Source organism: Adlercreutzia sp. ZJ242, from assembly GCF_011038995.1.
Classification (GTDB): domain Bacteria; phylum Actinomycetota; class Coriobacteriia; order Coriobacteriales; family Eggerthellaceae; genus CAAEEV01.
Genome location: NZ_JAAKEE010000009.1, coordinates 54,089 through 69,404, shown reverse-complemented (window position 1 = coordinate 69,404; position 15,316 = coordinate 54,089). Strand labels below are relative to the sequence as shown.

The following is a 15,316-nucleotide window of genomic DNA, read 5'->3' as shown; positions in this document are numbered from 1 at the left end:
CCTCAAGGACGCCGGGAAGAAGAGCTTCGCCATCACCCGCATCGAGGACGGCGAGTCCGTGCGCGCCGTGCTCTCGCGCCTCGAGAGGTAGGGGCCGGCAAGCCTGCTCGCCTGAGAGGCGGGGATTCCTAGTGGCCGCCGCCGGCGGTCATCTTCACGGCGTGGGGCAGCACGCCCACGATGCCCTCCCAGTTCTCGGTGGCCGCCTTCGTGGAGCCGGGCAGGTTGACCACGAGCGTGCTTCCGCGCTGCATGCACACCGCGCGCGAGAGCATGGCGTTCGGCGTGATCTTCAGGCTGTAAGCGCGCATGGCCTCGGCGATGCCGGGCACGTTGCGGTCGCACACGTCCATGGTGGCCTCGGGCGTCACGTCGCGCAGCGAGAGGCCGCTGCCGCCGCAGGTGAGCACCACGTCCACCTTCAGGTCGTCAGCGCAGTGCTTGATGGCCTGCGCGATGTGCGGGCGCTCGTCGCGCACGAGCGTGTGGGTGCGGCATACCCACCCCTGCTCGGCGATGAGCTTCTCGAGCGCGTCGCCCGCGAAGTCCTGGGTCAGGTCGCGCGTGTCGGAGCACGTGACGATGCCGAACGTGATGGGCTTGGTTTCCTCAGACATGCTGTCTCCTATCTCAAGTTCTTTATTATTACAGGTTTCAATTCCACAAGTCGTTCGTAACGTCAGCGAGGGTTCTTGCGGTGCCTGAGATAGCCCCGCCGCGCGGCTGAGCGTACTCTGTACGCGAGGGAAAGCGCACAAGGGGCTAGGTCAGGTGCCGCAAGAAGCCGCAGCGTCGAGCAGTTCCGCCCGCTCCGTCAGGACGGGCGGAACGCTTAGAGCGCCACTTCCTCGGGCACGTCGAGCAGGAAGCACTCCACCAGGTCGCCCGCCGCCTTCGACTCCATGCCCTCGGGCATCACGGCCATGCAGTTGCTCTTCTGGATGACGCCGAACAGCCCCGAGCTCTGGTTCTTCGCAGGCGTGACCACGTAGGCGCCCGCCTCGTCCTTCGTGAGCGTGGAGCGCATGAGGATGCGGCGCGGGTCCTTCTTCCGCACGTCCTTCGACAGCGCGGCCATCACGTGCGGGTGCGCAAGGCAGCCATACCCCTGCATCTTGCGCAGCGCCGGGCGGATGATCATCTCGAAGCCGCAGTAGGCCGCGGCCGGATTGCCCGGCAAGCCGAACACCGGCGTGCCCTTCACCAGGCCGAACGTCTGCGCCTTGCCCGGACGCATGTTCACCGTGGTCATGTAGAGCTCGCCGGCGGCCTCCACCACGGGCTTGATGAAGTCGAAGTCGCCGTTGGCGGCGCCGCCCGTGGTCACCACGAAGTCGAACCCGTCGGCTGCGGCGAGGACCGCCGCCTCGAGCGCCTCGTAGGTGTCCTCAACGATGGGGAGGATGGTGGGCACGGCGCCGGCCTGCTTGGCGCAAGCCGCCATGGCGTAGCTGTTGGAGTTGCGGATCTTGCCCGCCGTGGGAACTTCGCTCGGGTCGACGAGCTCGCTGCCCGTGGCGATGATGGCCACCTTCGGACGGCGGTACGTGGCGAGCTCGAGCACGCCGCAGCCGGCGAGGAAGCCCACGCCCGCGCTGCTGATGACCTCGCCGGCACCCACGATGACCTCGTCGGCGCGCGCCTCCTCGCCCGCAGGGCGGATGTTGGAGCCCACCTTGGTCGGCGCGGCGAACGACACGACCGAGCCCGGCTTGCCGTCGCCCTCGACCACGCCGACGATCTCGTACTTCACCACGGCGTCGGCGTCGGCGGGCAGCGGCGCGCCCGTCATGATGCGCACGCACTCACCTGGCTCGATGGCGCCCTCGTACACGCTCCCCGCGCCGATCTCGGCGATGACCGCCAGGTTGACGGGCGCCTCCTCGCTCGCCGCCGCGATGTCGGACGCATGCAGCGCGAAGCCGTCCATGGCCGCGTGGGCGAACGGCGCCACGTCGATGTCGCTGCGCAGGTCCTCGGCAGCCACGCGGCCGATGGCGTCCAGGATGGAAACGCGCTCAGTGGGCAGCGGCTCCACGTGCGACAGGACGAGCTCGACCGCCTCCTCGAGCGAAATCATCTCAGGCATAACTCCCCTTTCGAAACAGGCGCGCAAAGCCCTCGGCGCGCCTCCGTGCATCGGCACTCATTATACCGCTGAAAGAATAAGCTATGACGAGAACATCTGCGGCGCCAAACAACCCCCAGCCGCCCACGGCCCGCTACGCGCGAGGCGAGCGGAAGCGGGCAAGCGGGATGAGGTAGAGCGCAGCGTACCGGTAGACGAGGCGTCGCGGCAGGCTCGCGCGCTGCCAGTTGCCGGCCTCGAGCTTCTCGAGCAGGGACTCGACGATGCGCACCTCGAAGTCTTGGAGCGGCACCTGCCCGTAGCGCTCGCGCTCCATGAGGGCGATCACGCGCAGGAACTCGGACGGATGCACCTCGGGGCGCGCCTGCGCAAGCGCGTCAACGCTCTCGCGCGGCTTCACGCTGAGCTCCACGCCCGCGTCGGCCGCAAGCCGCTGCAAGCGCTCGAACAGAAGCGCCGACGCCGCGCCGCGCTCGCACGCGCCGCGCAGCCGCGTGCTGCGCAGGCGCAGGCGCACGAGGCGCTGCAGCTCGAGCACGCCCGCCACGCACAGAAGCTCGATCATGCACAGAAGAACCAAGCCGATCCAGGCGAAGGGACGCAGCTCCTCGGGCAGAAGCTCGGTCCAGTCCGGCGCGCTCTCGCCTGTCGAGCCCGTGCTCGCGTCGTCGTCGCCGCCGCCCGCCACCTCGCGCGCGATCTCGACCGTCTCGCCCGATCCGTAGACGCGGTCGTAGAACCCCGGCGTCACCTCGACGGGCAGCCAGCCCGCGCCGTCGACGTACGCCTCGACCCACGCGTGCGCGTCGCCTTCGTCAAGCGTGCACGCGCTTGCGCCCTCAGCCTGCATGCGCCCGAGCGCGTCCTCGTCAAGCAGGTAGCCCTCCACGTAGCGCGCGGGAATGCCCGCCTGGCGGAAGGCGAGCACCGCCGCGCTCGCGAACGCCGCCGCGTTGCCCTCGCGCGCGTCCTCCAGAAACCACGTCACGTAGTCGGCCGACTGCTCACCTGAAGGCGCGAACCGCACGCCTTGCGCGTTGTAGTCGCAGCCCACGTCGAGCATCGTGCGGATGCGCGTAGCCGCCGCGTACAACGTGCCGTCCTCGTCATCCCACGTATCGTCAGAGAAGAAGAAGCGCTCGACGGCAGGCGCCACCCCATCGGGAACCTCGAGGTAGCGGTCGGCGACGAAGGAGCGGTACGCCAGCTCGCTGCGCAGGAAGTCCTGCTCGCGTGCGTCGAGGTCGTCTCCCGCAGATGCGGCGTCCGCGTCCGCGTCAAGCGCGGCTGCCTCCTCGTACACCCAGCTGCCCGGCATCGCCACCTCGGCTGTCTGCGCATCGGGCACCACCTCGAACGTCGCGCTCTCGTTGCCGCCGAGCCGATCGGCCGTGCGGTACAGGTCGAGCAGCGAGCCCACGTCGCCCGCCGCCGTGGCGGACACCGGTGCGTACGCGTACTTCTGGTACGCGCCGGGCGTGCGCACCGTCACGTCGACGGCGTCAGCGACGACGCCCTCCTCCGCGTCCTCAAGCGCGCGGTAGGCCGCATATTGGGACAGCGCGTCGAAGTCGCGCGCATCGAGCCAGTCGAACAGCCCCGTCCAGTCGCCTTCGTAATCCGCAGGTTGCAAACGCTCGAACGCCGCCCCCGTGTACGTCGCGCCCGTGAACCCGCGCAGGTAGAGCGCCTCGGACCTGCGCACGGCATCAGCGTCAGCGAAGCTCACCTCGAGGCGCTCAACCGGCCGCTCGTCCGGCGCCACGTTCATCGCATGGGCGGCAGCGAGGTCTCCCTGAGGCAGCGTGTCCGACCCGAAGCGCATCTCGTCAAAGCCAGCGACCGCGTCCTCCTTCGCCGCGTGCAGCCCCGCGCTTCCCTGGTAGCCCGCGCACACGAGCAGAGCTGCGCCCATGACGACGACCGCCGTCACGGCGAAGGAGATCGTAGCGCGCGGCGGTGTTCCGACGCGCCGGGAGCAGCAGCTCACCAGCATCAGGCCGCCGAGGAGCAGGCAGGCGAAGGCAGGTGCGCTGAGCGTCCGCAGGAACAGCCCCGCCGCGATGAGCAGCGCCGAGGTGGCGCCTGCCGAAAGGGAGAAGCGGCATGCGCACATCACGTGCGCCGCCAGTCCCGCGACCAAGCCCACGAACACGGCGAACATCAAAGCCGCAGCCTCGGGGACACCCCTCACCGCGAAGTGCAGCACGTAGCCGTCCGTCTGGGCGTTCCACGCGTCGATGAACGTGTTCGCCAAACCCGCGCCCGCCGCGCGCAGCGAGGAGCCGCCCACGACGAGGAGCGCCACCAGAGCGAACACTGCAAGCCCCGCGATCACGCCGTACGCCATGCGCGAAGGTCGCGCCGAGGCCAGCAGCACCGTCACGAGCACGGCGGAGAACACGCCCGCGGCCACGACGTGCGCGGGCCACGGAGCCGCCAGCACGGCGAGCACCATGCCCGCAGCCAGCAGGGCGGCCGCCAGCATCTCGAGAACGCGCGACGCGTACGCGCCCGCAGATGCGCCCGCGCGCTCGCCGGCAAAGCCAGCGGCCGCGTCGCCCGCGCGAGCGCCAGCCACGCCCACGCGCTCGCGCGCAGCGTCAGAGCGTGATGCGATGCTCACGGTCAGCCACCCCCTTCGCGCGCAGCGTGAAGAGCCCGTAGCGCTCGCTGACCGAGCTCGCGGAGCCCGCAAGCTCGTCGTCTGTCACCACGACCACCGTCAAGTCGACCGCCTGCGCGAGGTCGGCCCAGGTGGCCTCGTCGTAGAAGCACGTCACCAAGATGACCTTCGTGAAGCGCTCGGAAAGCGTCTCCCCTGCCAGGACCTGCGACACCTCACGTGCCGAAGACGCGAGCGGCGTCGAGAGCAGGCCCTCCGAGAACAGCGCGTGCGTCGCGACGTCATCAACCAGATGGCAGCTCACCCGCTGCTCGTGCAGAAAGCCCGCGTCGTGGAGCACGCCCGCGCGCAGCAGCGCCTCGGAGAGCGAGAGCGCCACGGAGGCAACGCCGTTGCACGCCTCGTCGGACGCCTCCCTGCAACCGCAGGCCACGAGCGCCACGTCGTAGTCAGCCGGGCGCGAGAACTGCCGTGCGATCAGCGTGTCGAACTTCGTCGAGAGCTTCCAGTGGATGCTCGTCAGGGAGTCGCCGGGGACGTACTCGCGCACGTCGAACACCTCGCCCACGTCATGCCCGCTCTTCGTGTTGTCGAACGCGTCGCCGAACACGTGCGCCTGCGGCGTCTGCGAGAGCAGCACCTCCGTGCGCACCTGGGCGGGGCGCATCACGCTCTCGCAGCTCAGGTCGAGCGGCAGGCGAGCGACGAACAGCCCCAGCGGGTCGCTCAGGCGCGCGTCCCGCGCCTCCACGAGCAGGCGCCCGTAGCGGTCGGGCAATACGGGCAGGCTGCACGCAGGATGCCGCGTGCTGACTGCCGCCTCAACCTCATGTTCCTCTTCCGCGCTGAACACGCAGTTCACGACGCGCACGCGCAGCGAGATCACGGCCAGGCACAGCGGAAGTCCGCGCTCGAGGCGCAGGCTGACGGCGCGTCCCTCGCCGATCTGGTAAGACGGCTCCACGTCAACCGTCACGCGCGTAAGCGCCGCCGCAAGGCGCAGCTGCGCGAACAGCACGGCGGGCACGGCCACCGACGCCAGCAGGAACGCCAGCGACAGGGAGCTGTCCGCCCAGAAGTGAACCATCGCGGCCAGCACGATGACGAGCGCGGATGCGATGCGGTTCTTCAGCATGGGAGACTCGCGCGCCCCTAGCGCAGCATCGGGGAGCCCAGCGTGGGCGCAGGCACCATCTCGATGACCTCGTCAAGCACGTCAGCTGCCGTCACGCCGTCGATGCGCGCCTGCGGGCGCATGGTCATGCGGTGCGCGCACACGTCCTTGAACACGTAGAGCACGTCGTCAGGCGTCACGTAGTCGCGGTCGGAGAGCACCGCCGACGCGCGCGCCATGCGCACGAGCGTCAGCACGCCGCGCGGGCTCACGCCGAGCTGCACGAGCGGCATGGTGCGCGTGGCCTCGCACAGACGCACGGCGTAGTCCATGATCTCGCGCGACACGCGGATGGTGGTCAGGTAGTGCTGGATCATGAACAAGTCGTCACGCGAGGCCACCTCGCGCACGTCGTCGAGCGGCGTCGAGACCAGCTGGTCCTCGATCATGCGGATCTGCATGTCATGGCTGGGATAGCCGATGGACAGCTGCACCATGAAGCGGTCGAGCTGAGAGTCGGGAAGCGGCTGCGTGCCCGCCGAGCCCATGGGGTTCTGCGTGGCGATGACGATGAACGGCTTGGGGATGTGGTGCGTCACGCCGTCGACGGTGACGCACTGCTCCTCCATCACCTCGAGCAGCGCCGCCTGCGTCTTGGCCGAGGTGCGGTTGATCTCGTCGCCGAGGAGCAGGTTGCAGTCGACTGCGCCCATCTTGAACTCGAAGGAGTCGGTCTGCTTGTTGTACATGCTGAAGCCCGTGATGTCGGATGGCATGGTGTCGGGCGTGAACTGCACGCGGCGGAAGTCGAGGCCGAGCGCGCGCGAGAACGCGAGCGCGAGCGTGGTCTTGCCCACGCCGGGCGTGTCCTCGAGCAGGATGTGCCCGCCCGCGTAGATGGCCATGAGCACCTTGCGGATCACGTCGTCCTTGCCCACGATGGCCTTAGCCACCTCGCGGATGATCTGCTCGTTCTTCTTGATTATCATGCGGTCTCCCCCTCGGTGGGCTCAGTGGAACGGGTTGCGGAAGACGAGGCCCCGGCGGGCGAAGCCGCAGGAATGGGCGAAGCTGCGGCGGCGTCGAGCCCTGACTCGGGGCTGCCAGACCTCGACGCTGCCCCAGATGCGGCGGAAGCGTCCTGCGCCTGGCCGGCATCGCGTGCCGCGGCAGCGTCCTGCGACTCGCGAGCGCTACCCGACTCGCTGGCGCCGTCCGTTGCAGCAGGCGAAGCCTCGGGCTCAGCCGCGCCTGGTTCAGACGAGGTCGCAGGTTCGGCGGAGCCCGGCCCCGCGGAACCTGTCTCAGCACCGCCGCCTGCCGAGCCCACGGCGTCCTCAGCCGTCGCGCTCGCAGCGCCAGCCGCGCTTGAGGCCGTCGCGTCCGCGGCGCTCGAAGCGCCGTCGGTGTGCGAGACACTCGGAGCGTTCACGGCGGCCGCCGCATCGTCGGCGTTCGCAGCGTCGCTGGCGCTCGCGGCCGCCACGTCTCCAGCAGCTTCGCTCGCCACGCGCTCAGCCTCGCTCGCTGCGGCCACAGCCGCCGCAGCCTCGTCGAACAGCATGCCGCGCGCAGCCTCCTCACCGATCGAGGCGGAGAGCACCGGCAGGTAGGCGTCATACGTGCCGTCGGGCACCTTCAGCTTGAATCCTTCCGCCATGTTCGCAAACGCGTTCGCGCCGAGCGTCGGCGCCGACTGCAGCTCGATGGAGGACAGCCCCACGCACCCGTCGAACGCGTTCGCACCGACATCCGTAAGCGAGCTCGCCAACGTAAACGAATAGGGAGCTTCCGCATGCTTGAACGCGCCCGCGAAGGCCCCGGCCCCAATACTCTCCAGCGCCGTGTACTTCCCTGGTGACCAATTATCAGCCGCTTTCAACGAAGTACAGCCCGCGTACGCACCTGCGCCGATGTGCGTGAGCGCGCCGTAATTCTTGCCAGCCGTGCGCGTAAGGCTCACGCAGTTCTTAAAGCAGTCCTTGGGAATCACCGCGAGTCCGCCGTAGATGCTCACCGTCTTCAGCTTGTCGCACTCTGCAAAGCACGCCTCACCAAGCGTCTTGACGTTCTTGGGAATGTACCCGTTCACCATGGAATCACAATTGGCAAACGCCCTCTCACCGATACTTTGCAATCCTGTATAACTGGTAGCGAGAGGCCCCGCGCTCAAGCTCGTGCAATTCATGAACGCGCGATCACCATAGCGCTGTATCGCCTTGCGTGCAGTGGCAGTCGAAGCGATAGTTGTTAAGCTCGTGCAGTTTATAAACGCCTCGTCCCCTATCTCGTTCATCGGCAGAGTGAAGGTCAGGCTGGACAGCGACGGGCAATCCGCAAATGCCCGCGGACCAATGCGAGATATAGTGAGCTTTGTACTCGAATGTCCTAGATAGGCTGACTTCAGGTTGGGGCACCCCTCAAATACACTCACGCCCCATTCCGGAATGCCACCGTTCAGCGTAACAGATTCGAGACTTTTGCACCCTGCAAACGCCCGATCTCCCAAGGCAATGCTCGCACCCAACTCGCACTGAACCGATTTCAGCTTGTCGCAGCCCTTAAACGCTTCGGGCGCAACTTTGACCACATCGCTCGTAAGCAAGATGTCGCCCGACAGGCTCTCCATCGCGTCAGTCACAATCCAGTGTCCGTCGCCGGTTGCGGTATAGGTAATGCCACGCAGCGTCTCCGAGGTGTCACTGTGCACCTCAAGCACGGAAAGCGCATAGCCGTCGCCATATTCGGGGTCGAGCTTTTGCTCGTAGGCATCAAGGTACGTCGCATATGCCTGTTCGTCAGGTACCCAAATGCGCACATACTCCGGCGGCGTTGCTCCAAACATGGAGGATCCCAACTCCGTAGGCTTTGCAGCAGTCAGCTCCATAATAGAAAAGTTGGGGCAATTCTCGAAGCAACGATCGGACACCTTCGCGAGAGATGCGGGCAACGTGACACGCAGCAATCGTGCGCAACCCTCGAATGCTCGATCTCCCAGGTACGTCAAATTAGTGCAGTCAGAGAGATCTAGGCGCTCGATGACATTGCAGCTGGCAAACGCGCACGCGCCCACCGTCGTGAGCGCCTGCTTCTGGCGATCGCCCAAGTTCACATTCGACAGGTTCGTGCAGCCGTAGAAGCTGTAGCGCCCGATGATGGAAAGCGAGCTTTCCGCGTTCAGGGTAAACAGAGCCGTGCAGTCACGGAAAGCCTCTTCGCCCATCTCGGTCAGCGTCTCCGGCAGCACCACGGTGCGCAACGTGTGACAATCGCGAAACGCTTGCGCACCGATGTGCGTGAGCGACTTCATGTTGAGCTCCTGCGTGCTCGCATTCTGCGCGAACGACACGCAGTAAGCAAACGCCCGGTCACCCACCCAAGTGATCTTATCGACATCAATTCCGCTAGCGATCGACACCAGCTGCTCGCAGCCGTAGAAGCTCTCGTCACCGACGACGCTCACGTTCGAGGCTTTTATGCTTTGCAGCGAAGTACAATTCGCGAACGTTCGCGGTGCAAGCTCACTTATTCCTTCGGCCGTCACGTACATAAGCTCCGAACAGCCGGAGAAGGCACCCTCACCCACCGTCTTCGTGGCAGCGGGCAGCTGCACTCTCTCAAGATTGGCATGGTCGGCAAAGGCCCGCTCACCTATCGACTCAACTGCTGTGTCAGCCAAGGATGCCTCGCCCAGCCCAGCACCTCCCTCGAAGCAGTGCGCACCTATCGATCGAAGCGTCTCGGGCGTAGCGAGCGTGACGCTATAGGAGTTGGGATTGAAATGCGTGCACCCTGCAAACGCCGCATCTCCCAAGTGCGCCGTGTTCGCACGCACTGTGATAGCCTTCGTGTCGGTGGGCACGTTCACTAAGGTGAGCTCACCGTTCTCATCCGTTCGATAGACGGCGCCCGTGTCGGGTTCGTAGTCGTAGGTCACACCATCACCTGGCTGGAGCAGCTGCGCGGCACCTGTGTCGGGAAGCGCAGGCAGCTTGCCGCTCACCACCACCGACTCCAGGTTCGCACAGCCTTCGAACACGCTCTCGCCCACCGAGGCAACTGATGCGGGAATATGCACGATCTCGAGCGAAGCGCAGCCTGAAAACGCCCCCTCGGCAATTTCCGTCGTGCGCGCATCGGGCTCGAAGAACGTTTGCCCTTCGTCGAACACTTCCACCAAGCGCAGTTGCGTATCGTTCTCGTCAAGCGGCAGATACTTCGCGTTGTCGAGGTACAGGTAGGTCGCATCGATGGGCTTGAGCAGCTTTTGCGCCACGTCTTCGCCAAGCGCGCTGCCCCATGAGGCCCTATAGCTCTCGAGCAACTCGCCAGGGACGAAAACCGTCATGTCGGGCACGCTGGCACCTGAACCACTACCCGAGCCGCCTGCGCTTCCAAACGCCGCTGAGTCGATGGTCACTGCCTCTGTGCCTGAAAGCGTCACACGCACCCCATCGCCGAGCCCCACCAGGCTGTCCGCGCGCAGCTCCCGCACGCTTTCAGGAATGACCACTTCACGCAAGCCATCTGTCGCCGCAAATGCGCCGGCGCCAATGGCGGTTATGCCATCAGGCACCAGGTACGCCTTCGGCGCTGAGGCAGGGACGCCCGCGAGCACCACCGCCGGCGACTCCGTGGCAAGAACCACCACGTCGCGCTCCGCGTCGTACCTGTAGGTAGTGCCCGGCGTCACGACTGCACCCTCGCCGTCGAGCACGCCCACATACATGCCGCTTGAGCTGCCCACCGCCGCTGTCCACTGCTTGCACGCCGTATCATAGGGAGTACCGGGCACATAGAAAGTGCCTTCAAAGCCAGATTGCGCCATGCCGTCGACGGGCGTCTCGCTCGCAAACTCAAGTTTGGTGACTTCTTCTTTATCTTTATTGATTCCCGCGAAGCAGCCCCCCTCAAGTTCGATAATCTGCGTCGGGATCGTCACGTGAGCGATTTTGCAGCTCTCAAATGCACTTTGGGTAATAACCCGAGCATACCACGACAAAGAATCGACCTCCGCGTGGTTCGGCGGCACATAGAGCACGCGCGAAGCGTCGGCACTGTACAGTACGCCATCATGCGAGCTGAACGTCTGACTGTTATTGTAAACCTCACCATCCTTGCCCACTTGGATATGCTCAAGGTTCGGAAAGTTCTCGGAGAGGCTGGCAAAATCAATATCGAGCACGCCCTCGGACAGGACGAGCTTCTTCACGCTCTCGTTGCGCTCCGCAAGCTTGACCCGCGTCACGCCCAGCGGCACCTCTATTTCTGCTTCCGTCCCTTTGTAACCCACGAGCACCTGATCGCTTAGGTTTCCATTCGCCCAGCGCTGCACATGGAACCCGGTAGGCACATCTTCCACTATAAGCACGGCGCTTTCCTTGGCCGATAGGCCTCCAACCTCACTCGGCATATAAATGAAAGGCCCCTCTTTTATTTCTCCTCCGGAAACAGTGGCAAAACCCTTAGCCATCTTGTCAAGATCGGAGACATACGATGTAGCAAACGGATGCAAAAAGGTCACCGCGCTATGCGTTGCGCAGGCCTTAAAGCGCTTAGAACAGTCCTCCCGGCCCAAAACGGTAACCATGAAACGGAGCGCATCGGAGCAGTCGGTAAAAAAACCGCCAACGAGGCTTTCTGGTATCGCTTCATCTTGAATGCGCTTCGCGGTTTTCTCTAAAGACTCATTGCCCAGACAATTACAATCATTGGGAAATGCTGCTGGATACCATCCGCTATTCCACGATCCATATTTTACGTCGTAGCGTTTTCCCATTACCGTATAGGTCGCATAGTCGCTTTCTCCCTTGTACACGAACGTCGCCTCATGCGTACCCGACCCCCACGCCTTCGAAAGGTACGCCTCGTATCCGTCATCGCCGCCGTAGGGCACTTTCACGGGATCCATCAGCGAGCCATCGGGCTTGCGGTAGGTGGCCCAAACCGTCACGCCATCGGGACTGTAGCTATCGCCCTGCGCGAACGTCCAGTCCGCAGGAACATCAGCCTTGATGTACTCTAAAGTGTTGCCGTCCTCATTAACGTGGGGCGGATACGGGGTGAGCTGCTCTTGCTGCTCTTCGGATGGCGGTGGGGGCGTGTTGCCTTCCTCACCGCCGGGGTTGGGGCTCTCGCCGCCGGGAGCGTCGCCGCCCGGGGTCTCGCCGCCAGGGCTTTCGCCACCCGGGCCCTCGCCCTCGCCGGAGCCAGGCTCATCGCCGCCGCTGCTGGCGCTGCCGGGAACGCTGGGGATGACCGGGGCATCGGAATTGCTCGGGTCGGCCACGACGACGGTGTCGTCACCCACCAGCGTGCTGGTATCGGTCGTGACGGCGTCGCCGATGACGGCGGCTGCCTGATCTGGGTCGGTTGCGCCAGCCTCAGGCGCGGAGGTGGGCTCGTCGCTTACGCCCTCGTCTTCGCCCTCGTCCTCGTGGATGCGGTTATCGGACTCGTCAACCTCGCCCACCTGGTACGACACGGCGCCGAACGCCTGGTTGTTCTCGTAGATGCCCTGCTGCCAGGCCATCTCGTCGAAGAAGTCAGTGCTGAACGAGCCGGAGAACGCCACGTACCCTACCATGCCTGCGAGCATCAAGCCCGAGGCGGCCCCCACGGCCTGCGCCGCATGGCCGGAGAGAAAGCCCACGACCGTCTTAAACATGCATAACACCCCTTTGCATGCTCATGGCAAGCTCAGCGTTGATCAGATGCTCGAGCTGCTCAAACTCAACGGGCTTCGAGATGTGCCCGTCCATGCCCACCTCGCGCGAGTGGCGCTTGTCCTCCATGTAGGCGTCGGCCGACAGCGCGAAGATGGGCGTGGTCTGCGCGTCAGGGCGCGAGAGCGCGCGAATGTGCTGCGCGGCCTCCCAGCCGTTGCGGTTGGGCATCTGCACGTCCATGAGGATGATGTCGAAGTGCTCGTGCTCGCTGTGCTCGAAGATCTCGCACACCTCCACGCCGTCGACGGCATGCTCCACCTGCGCGCCGAGCTCCTCGAGCATGTCGATCGCGATGCTCGCGTTGAGCACGTTGTCCTCGGCGAGCAGTATGGTGCTGCCCGCCAGCCTGAAGCCGCCGTTGTCGGGGGTGAGCTCGGTCACGGCCGCCTCGCCCGACGCCAGGTAGGCCGCCACCTCCTCCTCGGAGGCGATGGGCAGCCCCAGGTGGATCTCGAAGGTGGTGCCCACGCCCACCTCGGACTCGACCGAGATCTGGCCGCCCATGAGGCGCGTGAGCTGGTCGGTGATGGCCATGCCCAAACCTGTGCCGCCGAAGCGCCGCGAGATCGAGCGGTCCTCCTGCGAGAAGGGGTTGAACAGATCCACGAGGAACTCCGGCGACATGCCCTTGCCCGTGTCGGACTCCACGAACGCCACGTGCAGAACGCCGTCGGAGACCTGCATGCACCGCAGCGACAGCGTGATGGCGCCGCCGGGGTTGGTGAACTTCTGCGAGTTCGAGAGCAGGTTCGTGATGACCTGGGTCAGCCGCAGCTCGTCGCCGATGACGTAGGTGGTCGGCAGCGGGTCGACGCTCACCTCGAAGCTGATGCCCTTCGAGGCGATCATCTCGCCGAAGATGTTCTGCTCGGAGCGGATCACGTTGGTTATGTCGAAGCAGCGCTGCTCGATCTCGAGCTTGTCGTTGTCGATCTTGGAGATGTCGAGCACGTCGTTGATGACCGAGAGCAGGTACCTCAGCAGGTCGTCGGCTTGCGTGAGGTAGCCCTCCATGCGGGCGGCGTCGCCAAGGTGCAACTTCGCGAGCGACAGCGTGCCCATGATGCCGTTCATGGGCGTGCGGATCTCATGGCTCATGTTCGACAGGAACATGAGCTTGGCGCGCTCGCCCGACTCGGCGCGCTCGCGCTGCTCGACGAGCTCGCAGTGCATGTTGTGGGCCGACGTGACGTCGCGCGCGGAGATGAGCACCTTCCCCTCGCCGCACGGCACCACGCGCAGCACGCCCCAGCGCGGCACGTCGGGAGCCTCGGGCGTGATGCGCGCCACCGCCTCATTGCTGAAGGAGAACTCCATCGCGAAGGGGCTTGACCTGTCCCAGCCCTCGATGGCCTCGCGCACGTCAAGCAGCGAGTCGTGCTCGATGGCGCGGGCAAGCACCTCGACGTCGCCTGCGAGCGCGCGGGCGTCGATCCCCAGGATGCGCTCGACGGCCGAGGCGCTCACCACGCGATGGGCCGAGGCGTCGTAGAGGATGAGGGCCTCGTCGCAGGCCTGGTCGACCGCCACGAAGAAGGAATCGGCATGCGCATGGCCCGCGCTCGCGGAGCGCGCGGCGCCGCCCGAACGGCTCCGCCTCGCGCTGCCCGCGCGGCGAATGATCGAGAGCGTGGCGCAGAAGAGGACGACCGCCACGACAAAGGCCGCGATGCCGCACACGAAAAACGCGTTGTCCTGCAGCACCTCGAGCACGTATGCCCCTCTCCCAAATTCACATGCGAAATCCCTGCGCGAAATCTCGCACGCCAAGACGCACATCGCAAAAAAGCCGTCTTGACTTTAATCAAAGCCTAGCTTTTTCATTATGCCACAGATTGCGAATAAACTGATATATCCTCATCATTGCCCCATTGAGCTTCGCCATGCGCCTATGCGCCTCCCGAGACCTCAAGGCACAGCAGCCAGGAAGACGGCGCAAGCGAGCTCGAGGACGGCGGATGCTGGCTCGGATCCCTACTTTGTCACCCCTCCCCCTTCTTGAATCTGCGGTTTGCCTGACGCAGGGCGGCGTCGGCGTTTGCAAGCGCCCGTCCTCTGGCAACATGCCCATCGGAGCCTAGCCGCGCATGCGCATCTTCGCCAATCCCGAGGCCCCCGCTAGCGCAACGACGGCAATGCCCACGCCGGCCGCGAGCACCATCCAGCTCATCGGATCCCCGGTTTGGGCGAGCCTCGAGAAGAAGCCTTGCCCCTCTTGATCCCCGGTTTCGGCCTCGTCCGAACGGTGGACCACCTGCTCCTCGTACACGGTCTCGTGCACGAGGAGACGCACGTCGGTAAGCACGATCTGCTCGCGATTCTCCGCCACGGCATCCGCGCCGTTTACGACCACCGCGTTCCCATAGCTGTCAATGTAGAACTCGACATCCTCGATCGACTCGTAGCCCTCAGGCGTCTCGATCTCCTTGATGACGTAGTGCTCGTTCACGTTCAGCGGCACCCCGCTGTTCAGGTAGCGATCGAAGATGCGGTCATCCTCTTCGGTCGTCCATCGCACCAGCTCCTCGCCCGTGTCGGCGCGGCAGATGGCAAGCACCGCGCCTTTCACGTACAAGCGGTTCTGGTCCAGCTTCGTCACCACAAGCTTGGTCGTCAGGTCGCTGACGCCCTCGCCCTTGTAATCGTAGGTGAGCGTCTGACCGAGCGCGCACGTCGGCACGAGCGCCACTGCAAGCGTCAGGAAGACGGCGAGCGTGGCAGCTTGCCCCCATATCTTCCTCTTTGCTGCCGTCACCATG

At 65.2% G+C, this 15,316-nt stretch carries 8 protein-coding genes; all 8 read right to left on the bottom strand.

Annotated elements, in window-relative coordinates; all coding sequences use genetic code 11:
- Window positions 1-128: 128 nt before the first annotated feature.
- The 8 genes from G7Y49_RS04130 to G7Y49_RS04095 all read right to left on the bottom strand — a co-directional run bounded on the left by G7Y49_RS04130 (window position 129) and on the right by G7Y49_RS04095 (window position 15,315).
- On the bottom strand, window positions 129-617 hold the full coding sequence (locus G7Y49_RS04130) for a molybdenum cofactor biosynthesis protein B (RefSeq protein WP_165171416.1): 489 nt from the start codon (window positions 615-617) through the stop codon (window positions 129-131).
- 215 nt (window positions 618-832) lie between these two features.
- Window positions 833-2,089, bottom strand: a complete 1,257-nt coding sequence (glp, locus tag G7Y49_RS04125; protein ID WP_165171414.1) for a gephyrin-like molybdotransferase Glp — start codon at window positions 2,087-2,089, stop codon at window positions 833-835.
- Window positions 2,090-2,222: 133 nt separating this feature from the next.
- Window positions 2,223-4,715, bottom strand: a complete 2,493-nt coding sequence (locus G7Y49_RS04120) for a transglutaminase domain-containing protein (RefSeq protein ID WP_165171412.1) — start codon at window positions 4,713-4,715, stop codon at window positions 2,223-2,225.
- Window positions 4,693-5,850, bottom strand: coding sequence for a DUF58 domain-containing protein (locus G7Y49_RS04115; protein WP_165171410.1), 1,158 nt, complete (start codon window positions 5,848-5,850; stop codon window positions 4,693-4,695). Before G7Y49_RS04115 ends, G7Y49_RS04120 begins: the two co-directional genes overlap by 23 nt.
- 17 nt (window positions 5,851-5,867) lie before the next feature.
- Window positions 5,868-6,818: a MoxR family ATPase gene (locus G7Y49_RS04110; RefSeq protein WP_165171408.1), complete on the bottom strand. Its 951-nt coding sequence runs from the start codon at window positions 6,816-6,818 to the stop codon at window positions 5,868-5,870.
- Window positions 6,815-12,496, bottom strand: a complete 5,682-nt coding sequence (locus G7Y49_RS04105; protein WP_165171406.1) for a leucine-rich repeat domain-containing protein — start codon at window positions 12,494-12,496, stop codon at window positions 6,815-6,817. The genes G7Y49_RS04110 and G7Y49_RS04105 overlap by 4 nt, the downstream gene beginning before the upstream one ends.
- Window positions 12,489-14,270 carry an ATP-binding protein gene (locus G7Y49_RS04100; protein ID WP_165171404.1) on the bottom strand — a complete coding sequence of 594 codons (1,782 nt, stop codon included), beginning with the start codon at window positions 14,268-14,270 and terminating at the stop codon, window positions 12,489-12,491. Before G7Y49_RS04100 ends, G7Y49_RS04105 begins: the two co-directional genes overlap by 8 nt.
- 364 nt (window positions 14,271-14,634) lie before the next feature.
- Window positions 14,635-15,315 (bottom strand): hypothetical protein, encoded by a 681-nt coding sequence (locus tag G7Y49_RS04095; RefSeq protein ID WP_165171402.1) that lies wholly within the window; start codon window positions 15,313-15,315, stop codon window positions 14,635-14,637.
- Window position 15,316: the final 1 nt, after the last annotated feature.